This window comes from Candidatus Eisenbacteria bacterium (genome assembly GCA_020847735.1).
Taxonomy (GTDB): Bacteria; Eisenbacteria; RBG-16-71-46; order RBG-16-71-46; family RBG-16-71-46; genus CAIXRL01.
Genome location: JADLBL010000025.1, coordinates 19,090 through 38,269, shown reverse-complemented (window position 1 = coordinate 38,269; position 19,180 = coordinate 19,090). Strand labels below are relative to the sequence as shown.

Sequence of the window (19,180 nt, the reverse complement as noted above, 5' to 3'; positions counted from 1 at the left end):
GTAGCCGGGCTGTCCGACACGACGCCCGGCCGGGAGGGGTTTCAACCTCGGGGCGGTGCAGGACCGTCCAAGACCACGGCATCCGATCCCGCCCACCCCGGAGCACCGCATGCGCCTTGCCCTCCTCTGTATTCCCGCCTGCCTCGCGGCCTCGCTCGCGCTGGCCGCGCCGCAGGCGCCGCCGCCGGCGCGCCCTGAGCTTCCGCCCGTGCGGGCGGTTCGCGCGACTTCGCCCCTCGTCGTGGATGGTGTCCTCGACGAGGCGGTCTGGAAGGGCGAAGGCGCCTATGAGGCCTTCACCCAGCAGTCGCCGCATCAGGGCGATCCGCCTTCGCAGCGCACCGAGGTGCGCGTCGCCTACGACGACGACGCGATCTACGTGGGCGCCCGGCTGTGGGACTCGCAGGCGGATTCGATCGTCGCCCGCCTGGCGCGCAGGGATTCCGGCAGCGGCTCGGATGCGTTCATGGTCTTCCTGGACACGTTCCGCGACCGGCGCACGGGCTACTACTTCGGTATCACGGCGGCCGGCACGCTGCTCGACGGCGTGCTCATGAACGACGGCTGGGACGACGACTCTTGGGACGGTGTCTGGAGCGGCCGCGCCAGGCGCGACGCGCAGGGCTGGACGGCCGAGTTGCGGATACCGCTTTCGCAGATGCGGTTCGTGAGCGGAGCGGGCAAACCCTGGGGCGTCAACTTCAACCGAGACATCTCGCGACGGCTCGAGTCGGACAAGCTGGTTTACACCCCGCGCGGCGAGAGCGGGTTCGTGTCGCGCTTTCCCGAACTCGTCGGCCTCGACGGCATTCGTCCGGCGCGCAAGATCGAGCTGCTGCCCTACACGACCGCCAAGTCCGAACACCTCGTGCACGCGCCGAACGACCCGTTCCACGACGGCTCCGACTTCAGCCCCGCCGCCGGCCTCGACCTGCGCACGAGCCTGGGCTCGAACCTGACGCTCAACGCGTCCGTGAACCCGGACTTCGGGCAGGTCGAGATCGATCCGGCGGTCGTGAACCTGTCCGACGTCGAGTCCTACTTCGACGAGAAGCGGCCGTTCTTCACCGAAGGAAGCTCCGCGTTCCGCTGCGGCAACAACGGCGCGAGCGACTACTGGAACTTCAACTGGCCGGAGCCGACGTTCTTCTACTCGCGCCGCATCGGGCGCGCGCCCGGAGGCGCGCTGCCCGACGACGCCGCGTTCGCCGACGTTCCGGTCGCGACGCGCATCCTCGGCGCGGCCAAAGTCACCGGACAGCCGCGGCCTGGATTCGACTTCGGCACCCTGCACGCCGTGACCCAGAAGACCATGGCCACCTTCGAGCGCGGCGACGGCACGCGCGGCAGCGCGTCGGTCGAGCCGCTCAGCTACTACGGGGTCCTGCGGGGCCTCAAGTCGTTCCACCGGGAGCGGCAGGGACTCGGCGTCATGACGCTCGAGACCGCCCGCGCGTTCGATGGCACCGGGCTCGAAGACCAGTTCGACCGCAACGGCTTCGTCACCGCCGTGGACGGCTGGACGGCGCTGGACGCGAAGAAGGACTGGGTCGTCTCCGGCTACGTCGCGGGCAGCCGTGTGGACGGTACGTCGGCGCGCGTCACGTCGCTGCAGCGCAGCTCGCGCCGCTACTACCAGCGGCCCGACCGGGACGACCTGGGCGTGAACCCGAACGCGACCTCCCTGTCGGGCTACGTGGCGCGACTGTGGCTGAACCGCGAGCGGGGCCCGTGGTTCAGCAACTCGGCGGTCGGAGTCATCTCGCCGGGATTCGAGAACAACGATCTCGGGTTCGGCTCGCGCTCCGACGTCGTGAACATGCACGTCGGCGGCGGATACAACTGGAACAAGAAGAGCTCGTGGAAGCAGCACTGGTTCGTGCTGGGGGCGCTGGTCCAGGGCTGGAACTACGGCGGGCAGCACACCCTGAGCCAGCTCTTCCTCGAGTCGGACCTCGAGCAGAACAACGGGCTCTCGTGGAACGTCAACGGCGGCTACGTCGGCCGGACGCTGAGTGACCGGGCGACGCGCGGCGGTCCCGCGATGCTGAACCCGCAGGGAGGCTGGACGAGGTTCCACTTCGACTCGAACAGCCGCTCGAAGCTCTTCTTCTGGGCCGATTTCAGCCCGAACTTCGACGTCGAGAACTCCCTCACGCTCACCTACGACGCGGGCGTGACCTGGAAGCCCCGCGCGAGCCTGTCGCTCAGCGTCGGACCCACCTACGAATCCAACGTGCAGGACGCCCAGTACGTGACGCAGGTGGCGGACCCGCTCGCCACCGCCACCTACGGCGGCCGCTACGTGTTCGCCAGGCTCGATCAGAAGACGGCCGGGGCCGAGGTGCGCATGGACTGGTCGCTCTCGCCGGGGCTCAGCATCCAGCTCTACGCGCAGCCGCTGATCTCGTCGGGCCGCTACTCGGAGTATCGCGAGCTGGCGCGCCCGGGGTCGTACGAGTTCCTCCGTTACGGGCGCGACGGCGGCTCGACGATGGATCCCGCCGGCGGGACCGCCGATCCGGACGGACCGGGTCCGGCTCCGGCGGTGAACCTCGGCCGGCCCGACTTCACGTTCCGCACCGTGCGCGGAAACATGGTCGTCCGTTGGGAGTATCTGCCCGGCTCGACCGCCTACCTGGTGTGGACGCAGGATCGCACCGGCTTCACGGGCGACGGCGAGTTCCGGCTGAGCCCCAGCCTGAGCGACCTCGGGCGAACCCCCGCGAACAACGTCTTCATGGTGAAGCTCTCGCACCACTTCGAGCTCTGATCAACCGTCCGCGCTATCGCGTGCGCCCCTGGATCAGGTCGAACACGCCGGGTTCGGCCGCGCCCCGCGCGCGACCGTCCTCGCCGTCGGGCGCGTCGTCGCCCTCGCCGGGCGCGAGGAACAGGTTCTGCTCCAGCCCGTGCTGGCGGTCGTAGAGCTCGCGGTAGCGGCCCTGCGCCGCGTGCAGTTCGGCGTGGGTGCCGCGCTCGACGATCCGGCCGTCCTCGACCACGAGGATCTGGTCGGCGCGCCGGATGGTCGAGAGCCGGTGCGCGATCACGAACGTCGTGCGCCCCTTCATCAGGTACGACAGGCCTTCCTGGATGAGCGCCTCGCTCTCGGAATCGAGGCTCGAGGTGGCCTCGTCGAGGATCAGGATGCGCGGATCGGCGAGGATCGCGCGCGCGATGCTCACGCGCTGGCGCTGCCCGCCCGAGAGCTTGACGCCGCGCTCGCCGACCACCGTGTCGAGCCCTTCGGGGAAGCGGTCGGCGAACTCGTCCACGCGCGCGATGCGGCAGGACTCGCGAACCTGTTCCTCGCCCGCGCCGGGGCGCGAGAAGGCGACGTTCTCGCGAATCGTGCCGGCGAACAGGAAGGTGTCCTGCAGCACGACGCCGAGCTGCGTGCGGAAGGTCGAGAGCCGGACGGTCGAAAGGTCCACGCCGTCCACGGTGATGCGGCCGGCCTGCGGCGTGTGGAACGCCGACAGCAGGCCGATGATCGTGCTCTTGCCCGAACCCGAGGAGCCGACCAGCGCGGTCACCGTGCCGGCGGGCGAGGCGAACGAGACGTCGCGCAGGACCGGCTTGCCCGTTTCGTAGGCGAAGTCCACGTGCTCGAACGCGACGTCGCCGCGAATCGCCGGCATCGCCACCGAACGCCGCGGATCCTGGTCCTCGGGCGACTCGGCGAGCACCTCGCGCGTCCGCTCGAGGCCGGCCAGAGCCTCGGTGAGCTGCGTGCCGATGTTGACGATCTGGAAGATGGGGGCGATGAGGAAGCCGAGCAGCATGTTGTACGACATGTACTGGCCGAGCGTCATGCCGCCCGACAGAATGTGGCGCGCGCCGTACCACGAGATGGCGGCGCCGACGATGCCCATGAGCAGCGCCATCGAGAGCTGCATGACGGACTGCGCCGTCAGCGTGCGCAGGACGTTGTCGAGCAGCCGCTGGACCCCGGCCGCGAACACTCCGCGCTCGCGTTCCTCGGCGTGATAGCCCTTCACGGTGCGGACCGCGCCGAGCGATTCGGTGAGCCGGCCGGTCACCTCGGCCTGGATCTTCCCGCGCTCGCGGAACACGGGCCGCATCACGCCGAACGCGCGCCCCAGGATCAGCGTGAAGCCGACCAGCACCGCGGCCGTCACGCCGGTCATCGTCGCGTTGATGCGCAGCAGCAGGACCAGCGAGACGGCGGCGGTGACCAGCCCGCCGATGAACTCGACGAACCCGGTGCCGACCAGGTTCCGCACGCCCTCGACGTCGCTCATGATCCGCGAGACCAGCGTGCCGGTCTTGTTGGCGTCGTAGAACGAGACCGACAGCCGGCCGACGTGCGCCTGCACCTTGGCGCGCAGCTCGGCGATCGCGCGCTGGCCCTCCTTGGAGAGCAGCTGCGTCAGCACGTACGAGGTCACCGCCTGCAGCGCGGTCGCGCCGAGCAGGCCGAACACCAGCAGCGGCAGCAGGTCGGGGCGCTTCGGCGTGATGATGCGGTCAATCAGGAACATCGGCGAGAGGGGCAGGACGAGGCCGGTCACGCTGCGCACCAGCACGAGCGCGAGACCGAGCGAAAGCTTGCCGCGCCGCGGCCGGACCAGCGCCGAAACCTCCGGCCACACGGCGCGCAGCGAAACGGGCTTCTTCGCGGACTCCGAGGCGCGGCCCGCGCGCGGGGCGCGTTCCGCCTGCCGGAATGCGACCGGTGAGTCGCGCATCAAGGGGGTTTCTCCGGGTGAGGGTGAAGCCGGGCACGATAGGGTCGCTCTCCCGATGCGTCCAGCCGCGGCCGCGAAGCGGTTTTTCTGCCCGGCGCGCCGCCCGCTATACTGCCGGGCCTCTCGACCCACGTGCCGCCCCGGAAGGACCACCCTTGAGCTTCGTCTCCGAACTGCGCCCGCGAAACGCCCTCGTCGAAGCCGCCCGGCAGCGGCTGCTGGCCGGCGAGTCCCTGGATCAGGAAGAGGGCGTCCGGCTGTTCGACGCCCCGGTCGTGGAGCTGGGCCGGCTCGCGAACGCCCTCGCGCTCGACCGCCACGGCGACCGCGTCTACTTCTCGGTCAACCGCCAGCTCAACCCCACCAACGTCTGCGTGCTCGCCTGCAAGTTCTGCGACTACGCGAAAAAGCCCGGCGCCCCCGGCGCGTACACGATGACCCGCGAGCAGATCCTCGCGCACGTGGACCCCGAGATCCGCGAGATCCACGTCGTCGGCGGCCTGCACAACAAGTGGCGCTTCGACGACTACGTGCAGATCGTCCGCTGGGTGAAGGAGAAGAAGCCCGACCTGAGCGTGAAGGCCTACACGGCGGTCGAGATCGACTTCTTCTGCCGGCTCACCAAGAAGCCCGCCGACTGGGTGCTCGGCGAGCTCAAGTCCGCGGGCCTCGACGCGCTGCCCGGCGGCGGCGCCGAAGTGTTCAGCGAGCGCGTGCGCCGCGAACTCTTCCACCAGAAGATCGGCGCGCGGCGCTGGATCGAGATCCACGAGATCGCGCACGGGCTCGGCATCCCGAGCAACGCGACGCTGCTGTACGGGCACATCGAGACGCGGGCCGAGCGCGTCCAGCACCTGATTGACCTGCGCGAGCTCGAGCGGCGCGCCCCCGGCTTCCTCGCCTTCATCCCGCTCGCGTTCCAGCCGGGCACGACCGGCCTCGTGCGCCGGCAGGCTTCGGCGATCGAGGACCTCAAGACCATCGCGATCTCGCGCCTCGTGTTCGACAACGTGCCGCACGTCAAGGGCTACTGGATCATGCTCGGCCAGGACACGGCCGCGGCGGCGCTCAACTTCGGGGCGTCGGATCTCGACGGCACGATCGGGCAGGAGAAGATCGCGCACGCCGCGCTCGCCCGCAGCCCGGTCGGCATGGCCGAGGACGGCATGGTGCGCATGATCCAGGAGGCGGGAAAGCAGCCGGTGCAGCGCGACGCGCTCTACCGGGTCGTGCGCGAATACCCGCGCCGCGGCGAAGCCGCGTCCGCCGCCCCGCAGGCCGCGGGGGCGCTCGCGTGAGCGCCACGGAACCGCAGGCCGAAGCGCGGCACCGGCACGGGGCCGGCTTCCTCGCGCTCGTCGCCGAGTCGCGCACGCGCGTGCGGACGTTCTCGCTCGACGCGTTCCTCGAGCGGCTGCACCGCGGGGACCAGTTCGTGCTGCTCGACAACCGCGAGGACCACGAGTGGCGGCTCGGCCACCTGCCCGGCGCGCATCACCTGAGCAAGGGCGTCCTCGAGCGCGAGATCGAAGCGGCGGTTCCCGACAAGGACACGCCGATCGTCTGCTACTGCGGCGGCGGCTACCGCAGCGTGCTGGCCTGCGACAACCTGCAGCGCATGGGCTACACCGACGTCTACTCGCTCGACGGCGGCTGGCGCGACTGGATCTCGCGCGGCCTGCCCACGGTCGTGCCCGAGGGCGACGCGCGCTGAGGCGCCGCGGCGGGCGACGCCGCCGGGCCGCGGATGCCGTCCCGCCGGGACTCCTTTAGAGTACGCGCCTGCGCGCCGCGCCGGCGCCCACCGCACCCCGCACTCGCGCCCGTCCAAGGAGTGAACTTGCTCGAGTCCAGCGCCCCGCTCTTTCACGCGGCGAAGTTCACCGACCCGCAGCACGTGCTGGAGTCCGTCTTCGGCTTCCGCGAGTTCCGCCCCGGGCAGCGCCGGATCATCGACGCGGTGCTCGCCGGCCGCGACTGCATCGGCGTGATGCCGACCGGCGCGGGCAAGTCGCTCACCTTCCAGGTACCGGCGCGGATCCTGCCCGGCACGGTTCTGGTGCTCTCGCCGCTCATTTCGCTGATGAAGGATCAGGTGGACGCGCTCGTTCGGCTCGGCTTCCGCGCGACCATGGTCAACTCGACGATCACGTTCGAGGAGCGCCGCGAACGGCTCGCGGCCCTGCGGCGCGGCGAGGTGGAGCTGCTCTACCTGGCGCCCGAGGCGCTGGAGGGTTCGCTGCGCGGACTCATCGCCGGCTGCCCCGTGAGCCTCGTGGTCGTGGACGAGGCGCACTGCATCAGCCAGTGGGGTCACGATTTTCGTCCCGCGTACCGCAAGCTGCGCGGCCTGAAGGAGGAGCTGGGCGACATTCCCGTCCTGGCGCTGACCGCGACGGCGACGCGGCGGGTCGTCGGCGACATCCTGCAGCAGCTCGGGATGCGCAAGCCCGACGGCTTCAAGGGCTCGTTCTTCCGGCCCAACCTGCACATCACCGCCGTCCGCAAGGGCGAGCAGGCCGACGGCCGCAAGCGCGACTTTCGCCGCGACCTGCTCGGCCTGCTGCGCCGCCACGCGGGCGAGAGCGCGATCGTCTACTGCATTAGCCGGCGCGCGGTCGAGCAGACGAGCGAGTTCCTGCGCGGCCACGGCGTCGGCGCGCTGCCGTACCACGCCGGGCTGGACGACGAGGTGCGCCACCGCCACCAGGAGGCGTTCGCGCGCGACGAGGCCGGGGTGATCGTCGCCACGGTCGCGTTCGGAATGGGCATTGACAAGAGCGACGTGCGGCTCGTCGTCCACCGCGACATGCCGAAGAGCATCGAGGCCTGGTACCAGGAGATCGGCCGCGCCGGCCGCGACGGGCTGCCGAGCGACGTCGTCGTCTTCTACTCGTGGGCGGACGTGATCGCCTACGACCGTTTCCTCGACGGCCTCGCCGACGCGGGCCTGCGCACCGAGACCCGCGCCAGGACGGTCGAGCTGTTCCGCCTGCTCGACCGCGGCGGCTGCCGCCATTCGGCCGCCTGCGCCTACTTCGACGAAACGCTGCCGCCCTGCGGCGGCTCGTGCGACGTCTGCCGCGGCATCACGGTCGCCGACCTGGTCGCGCCCGCGCCCGCGCGCGGCGCGAAGTCGGCGGCGCGCGAGTCGCTCTCGGACCGGCTCGCCGCGCTCGGCCACGCCGGGCTCGAGGAGGAAACGCTCTTCCAGCGCCTGCGCGCGCTGCGCAAGCGGCTCGCAGACGCCGAGGGCGTGCCCGCCTACATCGTCTTCAACGACGCCGTCCTGCGCGCCATGGCGGCGCGCCGCCCGGCCACGCTCGAGCAGCTCCTCGAGGTCCCCGGCATCGGCCCCGCCAAGCGGGACCGCTACGGCCAGGCGTTCCTCGACGAGCTGAAACGCGAAAGCTAGCCCGGGCAGGCGAAGGTTCCGGGCGGCGGATGTCCGTCCCGCCGGCGTGCGCCGCGTGCCGCCGCCCCCGCTCGACGCTCCCCCGACACGCGTGTAACGTACCCGCCGCCATGACCGCCTCGCGCCCCGTCACCACCACCGTCGCCGCCCGGATCCCGTACGCGAACGCCGCGCCCTTCTACGCGCTGTGGGGCGATGCGCCGTTCGCGGTCCGCAACCTGGTCCCGCGCGAACTCGGCCGCGAGGCCGAGAGCGGCGGCGTGGACCTCGGCATCATGGCCGCGGGCGACTACCTGAGGCTGCGGCCGCGGTTCGAGCTGCTGGCGCCGCTGGGCGTTTCGGCGCGCGGCGCGGTCGGCTCGGTGTTCCTGTTCTCGCGCCGCCCCGTCGCGGCGCTCGATGGCGCGCTCATCTCGGTGACGCCCGAGACGTCCACCTCGATCCGGCTGCTGCGGCTGCTGCTCGGCGTGCGCAGGGGCTTTACGAACCTGCGCCTGCTGCGCGGGCTCGAGCCGTCACAGGCCGACGGCCTGCTCCTGATCGGCGATCAGGCGATGCGCACCCGCAGGCGGCCGCCCGAGGGCTACGTGCACGTGCTCGACCTGGGCGAGGACTGGCTCGAGTGGACCGGGCTGCCGTTCGTGTACGCCGTCTGGGCGGTGCGCGCCGCGCTCGATCCCGCGACCAAGGCCGACCTGCGCTCGTTCGTCGAAGCCTCGCTCGCCGCCGGGCTGGCGTCGCTGCCCGACGTCGCGCGGCGCGAGACCGGCCCCGGCTGGAGCGCCGACGAGGTCGAGGGCTACCTGCGCCGGTTCAACTACCGCTTCGGGCCCGAGGAGCTGCGCGCGCTCGAACGTTTCGAGTCGCTGCTCGTCGAGCACGGCCTGATGCATCTGGACTGAGCCGCCGCGCCGCAACACCCGCCGGCGAATGGACGTAATCGAGGCCGCGCCGGACCGCGCCGAGTGCGGCGGACGGTCGCCAACCCAGGGGGAACGCGAACATGCCGACCATGCACGAAGTGGACTACGAGATTCTCGGCAGCGAAATGCAGTTCGTGAAGATCGAGCTGGATCCGGGTGAGGCCGTGGTCGGCGAGGCCGGCGCGATGATGTACCTCGAGGACGGCATCCAGATGCAGACGATCTTCGGGGACGGCTCGCAGCAGGGCGGCGGCGGCTTCATGGGCGCGCTGCTCGGCGCCGGCAAGCGGTTGCTGACCGGCGCGTCGCTGTTCATGACCGTTTTCCAGAACCAGGGCCAGCAGAAGCGCAAGGCGGCGTTCGCCGCGCCCTACCCGGGCAAGATCGTCCCGCTGCACCTCAAGGAGCTCGGCGGCGACCTGGTCGCGCAGAAGGACTCGTTCCTGTGCGCCGCCAAGGGTGTCTCGATCGGCATCGCCTTCACGCGGCGCTTCGGCGCGGGCCTGTTCGGCGGCGAAGGCTTCATCCTGCAGCGCCTGCAGGGCGACGGCTGGTGCTTCGTCCACGCCGGCGGAACGCTCGAGGAGATCACGCTGGCGCCGGGCCAGACGCTGCGCGTGGACACGGGCTGCATCGTCGCGATGCAGCCGAGCGTGGACTACGACATCCAGCTCGCGGGCGGCATCAAGACGATGCTGTTCGGCGGCGAGGGACTGTTCCTCGCGACGCTGCGCGGACCGGGCAAGGTGTGGCTGCAGTCGCTGCCGTTCTCGCGCCTGGCGAGCCGCATCTACGCCGCGGCACCGCAGACGGGCGGCGGCGGGCGCGAGCAGGGTTCGATCCTCGGCGGACTCGGCAACCTGCTGGACGGCGACGGGCAGTAGGCGCGTCTTGAAGGCGGATCACGAGCGGGGTCCGGCGAGCGCCGGGCCCCGCTTCCGTTCCGCACCCGTGCGCCTGGCCTGCGGCACGGCCGACTTCGCCGCCCGCCGCACGGGTCCGCTCGACGCCCCGCGCCGGCGGCCTGTATTCTCGCCGTCCGTTCACGAAACTGGGCTCGCGACCGCTCCGGCCGCGGGCAGTCCGAGGAGCATGCACCGTGTGGTCCGAGATCGAGCAGAAGGTTTCGCGGAATGAGCGGCTGACGACGGCCGAGGGCGTGTACCTGATGACCGAGGCGCCGCTGCTCGAGCTGGGCGCGCTGGCGAACGAGGTGCGCGCGGGCAAGACCGACCCGAAGGTCGTCACCTACGTCATTGACACCAATCCGAACTACACGAACTGGTGCACGGTGGACTGCCACTTCTGCGCGTTCTACCGCAAGCCGGGCAGGCCAGCCGCCGACGGCTACACGCACGACGTCGAGGGCGTGATGAAGATGATGGAGGACGCGAAGCGGCTGGGCGCCACCACGGTGCTGCTGCAGGGCGGCCTCAACCCCGAGATCCCGTGGTCCTTCTACACGACCATCGTGCGCGAGGCGCGCCGGCGCTACCCGGACATCACGCCGCACTTCTTCTCGGCGCCCGAGATTCACCAGATGGTCGAGGTCTCCGGGCTCCCGATCCGCGGCGTCCTCGACGCGCTGTACGAGGCGGGCCAGCGGACGCTGCCCGGCGGCGGCGCCGAGATCCTCGCCGCCCGCGTGCGCAGGCGCATCTCGATCAGGAAGGGCGGTCCCGAGGCGTGGCTCGACGTGCACCGCGAGGCGCACCGCGCCGGCATGCGTTCGACGGCGACGATGATGTACGGCCACATCGAGACGCCGGCCGAGATCGTCGAGCATTTCGACCATGTCCGCGCGCTGCAGGACGAGACGCACGGCTTCACCGCGTTCGTGCCCTGGTCCTACAAGCGCGGCAACACGCCGATGGAGGCGAAGGTTCCGCACCTCGCCGGGGCGTCCATGTACTTCCGGGTGCTGGCCGCCTCGCGGATCTACCTGGACAACTTCGACCACGTGCAGGCGACCTGGTTCAGCGAGGGCAAGAAGACCGGGCAGATCGCGCTGCACTTCGGGGCCGACGACTTCGGCGGAACGCTGTTCGAGGAAAACGTCCATCTCGCGACCGGCCACGTGGCGAAGACGACCATCGCCGAGATCGAGACGCTCATCCGCGAGTCCGGCTTCACGCCCGCGCAGCGCGACACCGAGTACCGCGTCCTGCGCACCGGCGAAGGACCCGAGGCGCTGGCGAACCTGTCGGCGGACGTGCCGCTGTTCGTCGAAAACCTGCGCGAGCTGCCGGCCGAGTACCCCGAGGTGATCGAAGGCGAGGAGCCGGAGACGCTTGTCAACCCGAGCTGACCGCCGCGCCGGACGGGTGGATTGACCCGAAAGTGGCGCGCACGTGGGCGCAATCGCCCGCGTCCCGCGGGCACTCGGACCTTGTTGGCGGCCCGCGGGCGCCGCTAGAATTTCATTCCCCTTCAAGGCGGGCGCACACGCATCTCCGCGAGGCGCGCCGCCGCCGCCCGTCACCCGGACGGCCCTCGTGAACCGACACTTCTTCGCGTTCGCACTGCTCCTCGCGCTCGCCGCGCCGCGCGCGTTCGCGGCTCCCGCGGTCGCGCCCGGCTTCGTCGTCGAGGACGCGATCCCCGGCTCGCACATCGAGGCGCCCGTGGCGCTCGCCTTCACGCCCGACGGCCGCCTGCTCGTCGCCGACGTGCCGGGGCGCGTGTGGGTGATCGAGAACGGCGTGCAGCTGCCGACGCCGATGTGGGCGCACGAGAACGAAGTCGAGATCAACGGCGACTGCGGCCTGCTCGGCATGGCCCTCGACCCCGCCTTCGCCACGAACCGGCTCATCTACCTGCTCTACGCCGTGGACCCGGACAGCAACGGCGTGGACAACGACAGCGTCCACTTCGGACGGCTCGTGCGCTATCAGGTGAGCGCGACCGACCCGAACCGGATCGACGAATCCACGCGCACGGTCCTGCTCGGCACCGGCTGGGCGGACGGCGTTCCCAACTACTCGGGCACCCACAGCATCGGCGCGCTGCAGTTCGGGGAGGACGGCACGCTGCTGGTGTCGGCGGGCGAGGGCGCGCGCTACGACCTGTGCGACCCGGGCGGACTGTCGGCGGGTCTGTTCGCGCCCGGCTTCGCGCCGACGGCGTGGGACCGCGGCGCGTTCCGCGCGCAGATGCTCGAGTGTCCGGGCGGCAAGATCCTGCGCCTCGATCCCGCGACCGGCCACGGCCTGCCGAGCAATCCGTTCTGGGACGGCGACCCGAACTCGGTGAGATCGAAAGTCTGGACCTACGGCATGCGCAATCCATTCCGCTTCCGCCTGCGCCCCGGCACGGGCTCGGCCGATCCCGCCGCCGGCAACCCGGGCACGCTCTACGTCGGCGACGTCGGCTGGCAGCGCTGGGAGGAAGTGAGCGTCGTCACGGGCGGCGGCGCGAACCTCGGCTGGCCATGCCGCGAGGGCCCGCGGGAGACGCCGGAGTATCCCGCCTGCGCGCCGTCGTTCGGCGGCTGCGAGACCGCCGGGCCGACCCTCGATCCGGTGCTGGCGTTCAGTCACATCTGGGCCGACTCGAGCGCGCCGGTGCCGCTCAAGGGCAACGCGATCGCGAGCGGCCCCTTCTACACGCACACGCAGTTCCCGGCCGCGTGGCGCGACCGGTTCGTTTACGGCGACTTCTACCGCGGCTGGATCGAGATGGCCCGGTTCGACGCGAGCGACCAGTTCGTCGGCAGCGAGCTACTCGCCAGCGGCATGAACGGCCCGGTGGACTTCGCGATCGAGCCGGCGACGGGCTGGCTCTACGTCGCGTGCATCATTGACGACCACGTGCGCCGCATCCGCTGGGCGCCGGTCGCCGGCATCGAGCCGGCCGCGCCACGCCTCGCGCTTTCGCCGCCTTCGCCGAATCCGATGCACGGCGGGACGGCGTTCACGCTCACGCTGCCCGGCGTCTCGCGCGTCGCCTTCGACGTGCTCGACGCTTCGGGCCGGCGCATCCGGCACGCACCCGAGACGACCTGCGAGGCCGGAAGCCTGCGCCTGTCGTGGGATGGACTCGACTCGCGGGGTGCGCGCGTCCCGCCCGGGCTCTACTTCGCGCGCGTCACCGCGGCCGGCGAAACGCTGACGCGGCGCGTGATCGCGCTGCGCTGACGTCCGCGCCGCATCTCAGCGGGCGGCGAGCGCCGGGGGCGGCGGTCCGCCGCGTCCCGCCACCTGCGGCGCGAGCGGCCCCAGCTCGAGCCACACGACCGTGAAGCCGTCCCGCGTGCGGTAGCGGTCCTCGCGCACGACGCCCAGGCCCGGCACGGTCGCGGCGAAACCGGGTTGCTCGAGCAGCTCGTCCCAGCCGGGCCACGCGCGCCGTCCCGTGCGAAAGACCAGCAGGACGTGCCGGAACTCGAGCCGCCGCCGGCAGGCCGCGACGTCGGCCGGCGTGAGCGCGAGGTGCAGCACCGGGTGCAGCGAGCCCCACGCGAGCGCCGGGCCGAGGTTGCTCATCACCGGCTCGCCGGTGGCGAGCCGCGAGTTGAGCAGGATGGACAGCCGGGTGATGGACGGCGTGGACGGCACGCCTCGCTCCTGCGAGACGGAGCGCGCTTCGGCGTTGCCGCGCAGCGAAGACCAGGTGCCCCAGCCGATGGCGAGCGCCGCGATCGCGGCGAACACCAGGTTGCGCGCGCGGGGCGCGAGCGAGCCGCGCGCAAGGTGCACGATCAGCGCGCCGAGCGCGAGCACGCCGGCGGGCTCGAGCAGGATGCGGGTCGGGAACAGGTAGCGCAGCCACGGGATGCTCGCCGCGGCGCTCAGCACGCCGAGCGCGCCCGCGGCCAGCGCCGCCAGTCCGGCGGCGGCGAGCGGCCGGGGCGGACGCACGATCGCCAGCCAGCCGACCAGCCCACCGAGCCACAGCCCGCGCGGGCCGAGCAGCATGGCGTTGACCAGGTCGGGCAGGTTCTTCATCACCTTGGCCGCGATCAGCGCACGCGCTTCGCCGCCCGAGGGAAGCTCCGGCAGCTCGGGCAGGTGGTAGAGCGAGAACCAGCTTCGGCCGCCGACGCCGTCCCAGACGACGAACCGGGTCAGGTCCCAGGCCGGCGAGCCGAACGTGCGCCACTTGTAGAACCACCAGGGCGCGAGCGGCGCGGCGAAGCCGGCGAGCACCAGGACCAGCGTGCGCGCGCGGCGCCGCCCCGGCGCCGACCAGGCGCCGGCGAGCGCGATCAGCGGCGCGAGCCACAGCATGTTCGCGCGGAAGAGCCCGGCCACGCCGAGGACGAGGCCGAACGCGAACGGCCGCCGTCCGGGCACCTCGAGCGCCAGCCCGAGCAGCGCGAACAGCAGCCCGACCGTGAACGGCAGCTCGGTGAAGCCGCCGATCGCGAAATGCTGGGCCTCCGGGTCGAGCAGGAACGAAAGGCCGAGCACGAAGGCGGCGCCGATCCGCACCTCGGCCGGAGCGTCGGGCCACCAGCGGGCGAACAGGTAACGCGACGCCAGCGCCAGCGCCGCGCCAAGGAACAGGAAGCTGCAGAACGGCAGCAGGAGCGTGAGCCAGGCGCGCGGATCGGAGCCGGCGACGGCGCCGCGCGCGGGCACCAGCTTGAAGACGAGGGCTTCGACCAGCACCAGCCCGGGCTGAAGCACGGCGAGCGGCCAGGGCGGATGCGCCTGCGTCACCAGCTCGATGGGCAGCGCGTAGGGCGTGGCGAGGCGTCCGTGCCAGGCGAGCTCGCGCGCGGCCAGCGCGTACTGCGCCGTGTCGTAGTTCAGGACGGGCGATCGGCCGCCCAGATCCCACGCGCGGGCGTGCAGCAACCACAGCGCGGTGCCCGCCACGAGCAGCAGCGTCAGCAGCAGCAGCTCGGCCGGGGACATCCGTGTCCGCGTCATGGGCGCGCAGGTTACGCGGCCGCCGCCCGCCCCTCAAACCGGCCGCGGGGGCGGTCCGGCGCGGCCGGGCGCCGCCGCTTCCGCGCGCGCCCTTCGCCGCGCCGCGTTCTTCGTCGCCGGATTTGCCGCGCTCGCAGCCGTCGCGGTTGCGCCGCGGCGCGGGCCGGGCGCACAGTCCGGCGCTCGCGAATTGCCCCCGTTGTCCGCGTGGCCCACGACTTCCCCGGAGGCCCCATGTTCCGCGCCGCCCCGCGCGCCAGGTTCGCCGCACTCGTGCTGCTCGCGTTCGCCGCGCTCGTCCCCGCCGCTGCGGCCGGTGCCGAGGAGCAGGCCGACGTGCGGCTCGGCACCGACGTCGTGCCGACGTTCCAGTCCATCCGCCTGAAGCTCGACGCGGACCAGCGCAACTACTCCGGCGCGATCCACACGGACCTCAGGGTCGCGAAGGCGACGAACATCATCCGGCTGCACGCCGAGGATCAGGACTTCCAGCGCGTCTCGCTGCGGCAGGGCGCCGATACGATCCACGTTTCGGTCGGGCGCGGAGACCACGGTCTCGTGACCCTGACCGCCGACCGGCCGCTCGCGACCGGCGCGGCGTCGCTCGAGATCGACTTCACGCGCGCCTACGGCACGCGCGCCGTCGGCCTGTACCGCGTGTACACGGGCGGACACGGCTACCTGTTCACGCAGTTCGAAGCCGACGACGCCCGCGAGGCGTTCCCCTGCTGGGACGAGCCGGGATTCAAGTTCCCGTACCAGTTCACGCTCGAGGTGCCGGCGGCGCACGAGGCCATCACCAACACCCCGGTCGAGTCGCAGTCCGAGAAGGACGGCTGGAAGACGGTTCGCTTCGTGAAGACGCCGCCGCTGCCCAGCTACCTGCTCGCGCTCGCGACCGGGCCGCTCGAGTTCACGCCGATCCCCGGGCTGCGTTTCCCGGCGCGGGTCGTGACCGTGCAGGGGCAGAAGGGTCTCACCGGCTACACGGTCGAGACGACGCCGAAGCTGCTCGCCGGGCTCGAACGCTGGTTCGGCACGCCGTACCCGTTCGCCAAGCTCGACCTGGTCGCGGTGCCCGAGTTCGCCTACGGCGCGATGGAGAATCCCGGCCTCATCACCTACCGCGACGCGGTCCTGCTGCTCGACCCGGCGAGCGCCACCGTCAACCAGCGCCGCAGCAGCGTCAGCACCCACTGCCACGAGCTGGCGCACATGTGGTTCGGCGACCTCGTCACGATGCAGTGGTGGGACGACCTGTGGCTGAACGAGTCGTTCGCCGACTGGATGTCCGCCAAGATCACCGACGAGGTGTACCCCGAGTTCAAGTACGGCCTCGACGACCTGGCCGGCATCCAGCGGACGATGAGCGGCGACGCCCTGCCCTCGACCACCGCGATCCGCGCGAAGGCGTCCTCCTCGGCCGCGGGCCTGCAGAACGTCGGGCTCGTCTACAACAAGGGCAACGCGGTGCTCTCGACGTTCGAGGGCTACCTGGGTCCCGAGGTCTTCCAGAAGGGCGTGCGCGCGTACCTGAAGGAGCACGCCTGGGGCAACGCGACGGCCGCCGACCTGTGGGCGGCGCTCGACCGCGCGAGCGGCCAGAACGTCTCGGCGGCGATGGCGACCTTCACCGATCAGCCGGGCGTTCCGCTCGTGCGCGTGACGCCCGCCGAAGGAGGCGTGCGCCTGACGCAGAGCCGCTGTACTCCGTGGGGCGTCGAACAGCCGGATCTCACCTGGCGCATCCCGATGGTCCTGCGCTGGTCGGACGGGCGGCAGATCCGCACGACCCGCGTGCTGCTCGCCGAAACGTCGCAGCTCGTGAAGCTGCCGGCGAAGCCCGAGTGGGTGATGCCGAACGGCGGCGGGCACGGCTACTTCGCCTGGAGCGCGCCGGGCGCGATGATCGAAAAGCTCGCGAGCCACGCGCCGCGCGACCTTTCGGCGCCCGAACGGGTCTCGTTCCTCGGCAATCTGGACCTGCTGCTCGAAGCCGGCGAGGTGCACGGCGACTCGTATCTGGCCGCGCTGGCGCGGTTCGGCGGCGATCCGGAGCCGGAGGTCGTCTCGAACGTCGTTTCCTCGCTCGCCGGCGTGCGTCGCGCGTTCATTCCCGACTCGCTGAAAGCGTCGTTCGCGCCGTACGTGCGACAGGTGCTGCAGCCCGCCCTCGCGCGCTTCGGCACCGAGCGCCGGCCCGGGGAGGACGAGGCGATCAGCACGATGCGCGGGCAATTGCTCACGATGCTCGCGCGCGCCGGCGAGGACGGGAAGGTCGAGGCCTTCGCCCTCGACGCCGCGAAGCGCTATCTCGCCGACTCGAGCAGCGTGGATCCGGGCATCGTGGACGCGGTGCTCGATCTGGCCGCCGGCCGGGGCGACGCGGCGATGTTCACCGAGCTGCAGCACCGCTATGAGAGCTCCACCGTGCCGCTGCTGAGGCGGAGGTACCTCGCCACGCTCGGAGCCTTCGAGGACCCGGCGCTCGAAGCCAGGGCGCTCGACTACATCCTCAGCGACGCCGTGCCGGTGACCGAAGGCATGATGATCATGCGCGGCTTCGGTGGAAAGGACGAGGCCGCGGGGGCGCGGCTGTTCCAGTGGATGACGGCGAACTACGACCGCCTCGCCTCGCGTCTGCCCCCGCCGGCGCTGCGGTTCCTGCCGATGATGGGCAGCGGCTGTTCGCAGGAGCGGCTGGCGGCCACTCAGGCCTTCTTCCGGGAGCCGGCGCACGCGGTCCCCGGAGTCGAAAAGACGCTCGAGCGCGTCGCCGACATGGTCCACGGCTGCATCTCGCTGCGCGATCGCGAAGGCGCGGCGGTCGGCGGATACCTGCGCAGCCTGGGAGCGAAGTAGCGCGCCGACCCAAGTCGGGTGCGCGAGTCGCGAAGCCGCCGGACCCGGGTCCGGCGGCTTCGTCTTGAACCGGCCCGGCTACACCACCGCGAACTGCGGGGCCTTCGCGATCGCGCCCGCCTTCACGGCGCGCTCGTAGAGCAGCGCGAGCCCGGCGCGCCCGCGTTCGCCCATGTCGAGCGTCAGGTCGTTGACGTACATGTGCACGAACTTCCTGCCCTGCGGCACGTCGAGTCCGCGGCCGAACTGGAGCGCGTAGCGGATCGCCTCGTCCTCGTGCGCGAACGCCACCTCGATGCTGCGGCGGAAGCCGTCGCTGCACGCCTTCATCAGCGCCGGGCCGAGATCGCGGCGCACGACGTCGAGTCCGAGCGGCACGGGCAGGCCGTCACGTTCCTTCCACAGCTCGCCGAAGTCGAGGACCTTGGCGAGTCCCTCGGCCTCGTAGGTGAGCTGCGATTCGTGGATGATCACGCCGGCCTCGACCTCGCCGCTCAGCACGGCCTCGGGGATGCGGTCGAACAGGACCTCGACGGTCTCGACCCCGGGGACCTCGGTGCGCAGCAGCAGCGCCGCGGTCGTGAGCGGACCCGGGATCGCGACGCGGCGGCCGCGCAGCGATTCCGGCGTGCGTTTCGTCTTCGCGACCAGCACCGGTCCGTAGCCCCAGCCGAAGCTCGCGCCGCAGGCCATGACGGCGTAGCGGTCCGCGAGGTGCGCGTAGGCGTGCGCCGAGCAGGCGGTGATCTCCAGATCGGCCTGCTCGATCGCGCGCACGTTGAGCGACTGGATGTCCTGCAGCACGTGCTCGACGGCGCAACCCTCGATCACGGCTTCGCCGGTGTGGAAGCCGTAGAACATGTACGCGTCGTCGGCGTCGGGGCTGTGGCCGAAGCGGATCGTGCGCGTGGCGGACGGGGCGGGTGCGGTCATGTCTTCTCCAGGGGCTTCGGGGACAGGTACTCGCCGAGGCGGCGCAGCGCGCGCGGCCAGGCGTCGCTGTAGCCTTTCGCGAAGTTCGCGTACAGCGCGGGGTGGCCCATCTCGTGGGTCACGCGCAGTTTCGTGACGCCGGCGGCCGCGGCGAGCGTGAAGGTGATCGTGCCGGCGTCGCGGTTGGGATAGCCCTGATGGCCCCCGCGGCACGCGGCCCGGTGCGGCGGCTCGATCGCGATCCACGTCGCCTCGTACGGCCAGGGCGAGGAGTACGCGCGCCGCCAGCGCATGGTGAGGCGGCCTTCCTCGTGCGGCTCGCTCTCGCACGCGTCGCAGAACCAGCGCTCGAGGTGACGGCCTTCGGTGAGGGCGGCGAACACGCGTTCGGGCGGCGCGGCCAGCTCGGCTTCGAACTCCAGCACGATGTTGGCGCTCATCGGACCCCCGCGCGCG

Annotated in this window: 13 protein-coding genes; 9 read left to right on the top strand and 4 right to left on the bottom strand. The window is 71.6% G+C overall.

Annotated elements, in window-relative coordinates:
- The first annotated feature begins 109 nt into the window (after positions 1–109).
- A complete protein-coding gene (locus IT347_13960) occupies positions 110–2,773 on the top strand; it encodes a carbohydrate binding family 9 domain-containing protein (GenBank protein ID MCC6350686.1) in 2,664 nt (887 codons plus the stop codon).
- A 13-nt stretch (positions 2,774–2,786) separates the two neighbouring features.
- Here IT347_13960 and IT347_13955 read toward each other — a convergent pair whose 3' ends face one another.
- A complete protein-coding gene (locus IT347_13955; GenBank protein ID MCC6350685.1) occupies positions 2,787–4,715 on the bottom strand; it encodes an ABC transporter ATP-binding protein in 1,929 nt (642 codons plus the stop codon).
- Between the two features lie 155 nt (positions 4,716–4,870).
- Here IT347_13955 and IT347_13950 point away from each other — a divergent pair, with 155 nt between their 5' ends.
- The 7 genes from IT347_13950 (at position 4,871) to IT347_13920 (ending at position 13,189) form a co-directional block, all read left to right on the top strand.
- Complete coding sequence (locus tag IT347_13950) at positions 4,871–6,013, top strand: CofH family radical SAM protein (protein MCC6350684.1); 1,143 nt, start codon at positions 4,871–4,873, stop codon at positions 6,011–6,013.
- Positions 6,010–6,429, top strand: a complete 420-nt coding sequence (locus IT347_13945; protein MCC6350683.1) for a sulfurtransferase — start codon at positions 6,010–6,012, stop codon at positions 6,427–6,429. Before IT347_13950 ends, IT347_13945 begins: the two co-directional genes overlap by 4 nt.
- Before the next feature lie 33 nt (positions 6,430–6,462).
- Positions 6,463–8,130, top strand: coding sequence for an ATP-dependent DNA helicase RecQ (locus tag IT347_13940; GenBank protein ID MCC6350682.1), 1,668 nt, complete (start codon positions 6,463–6,465; stop codon positions 8,128–8,130).
- Positions 8,131–8,240: 110 nt separating this feature from the next.
- Entirely contained in the window at positions 8,241–9,032 is a 792-nt protein-coding gene (locus IT347_13935) for a menaquinone biosynthesis protein (protein MCC6350681.1), read from the top strand.
- Between the two features lie 101 nt (positions 9,033–9,133).
- Positions 9,134–9,937, top strand: coding sequence for a TIGR00266 family protein (locus tag IT347_13930; GenBank protein MCC6350680.1), 804 nt, complete (start codon positions 9,134–9,136; stop codon positions 9,935–9,937).
- A gap of 284 nt (positions 9,938–10,221) precedes the next feature.
- Positions 10,222–11,361, top strand: a complete 1,140-nt coding sequence (locus IT347_13925) for a CofH family radical SAM protein (protein ID MCC6350679.1) — start codon at positions 10,222–10,224, stop codon at positions 11,359–11,361.
- 187 nt (positions 11,362–11,548) lie between these two features.
- A complete protein-coding gene (locus IT347_13920) occupies positions 11,549–13,189 on the top strand; it encodes a PQQ-dependent sugar dehydrogenase (protein ID MCC6350678.1) in 1,641 nt (546 codons plus the stop codon).
- Between the two features lie 15 nt (positions 13,190–13,204).
- Here IT347_13920 and IT347_13915 read toward each other — a convergent pair whose 3' ends face one another.
- Positions 13,205–14,929: a hypothetical protein gene (locus IT347_13915; protein ID MCC6350677.1), complete on the bottom strand. Its 1,725-nt coding sequence runs from the start codon at positions 14,927–14,929 to the stop codon at positions 13,205–13,207.
- A 234-nt stretch (positions 14,930–15,163) separates the two neighbouring features.
- Here IT347_13915 and IT347_13910 point away from each other — a divergent pair, with 234 nt between their 5' ends.
- Positions 15,164–17,791, top strand: coding sequence for an ERAP1-like C-terminal domain-containing protein (locus IT347_13910; protein ID MCC6350676.1), 2,628 nt, complete (start codon positions 15,164–15,166; stop codon positions 17,789–17,791).
- A gap of 78 nt (positions 17,792–17,869) precedes the next feature.
- Here IT347_13910 and IT347_13905 read toward each other — a convergent pair whose 3' ends face one another.
- The gene (locus IT347_13905; GenBank protein MCC6350675.1) at positions 17,870–18,724 is read right to left on the bottom strand and encodes an ABC transporter substrate-binding protein; all 855 of its coding nucleotides are present in this window, start codon (positions 18,722–18,724) and stop codon (positions 17,870–17,872) included.
- Positions 18,721–19,164 (bottom strand): SRPBCC domain-containing protein, encoded by a 444-nt coding sequence (locus IT347_13900; GenBank protein ID MCC6350674.1) that lies wholly within the window; start codon positions 19,162–19,164, stop codon positions 18,721–18,723. Before IT347_13900 ends, IT347_13905 begins: the two co-directional genes overlap by 4 nt.
- Positions 19,165–19,180: the final 16 nt, after the last annotated feature.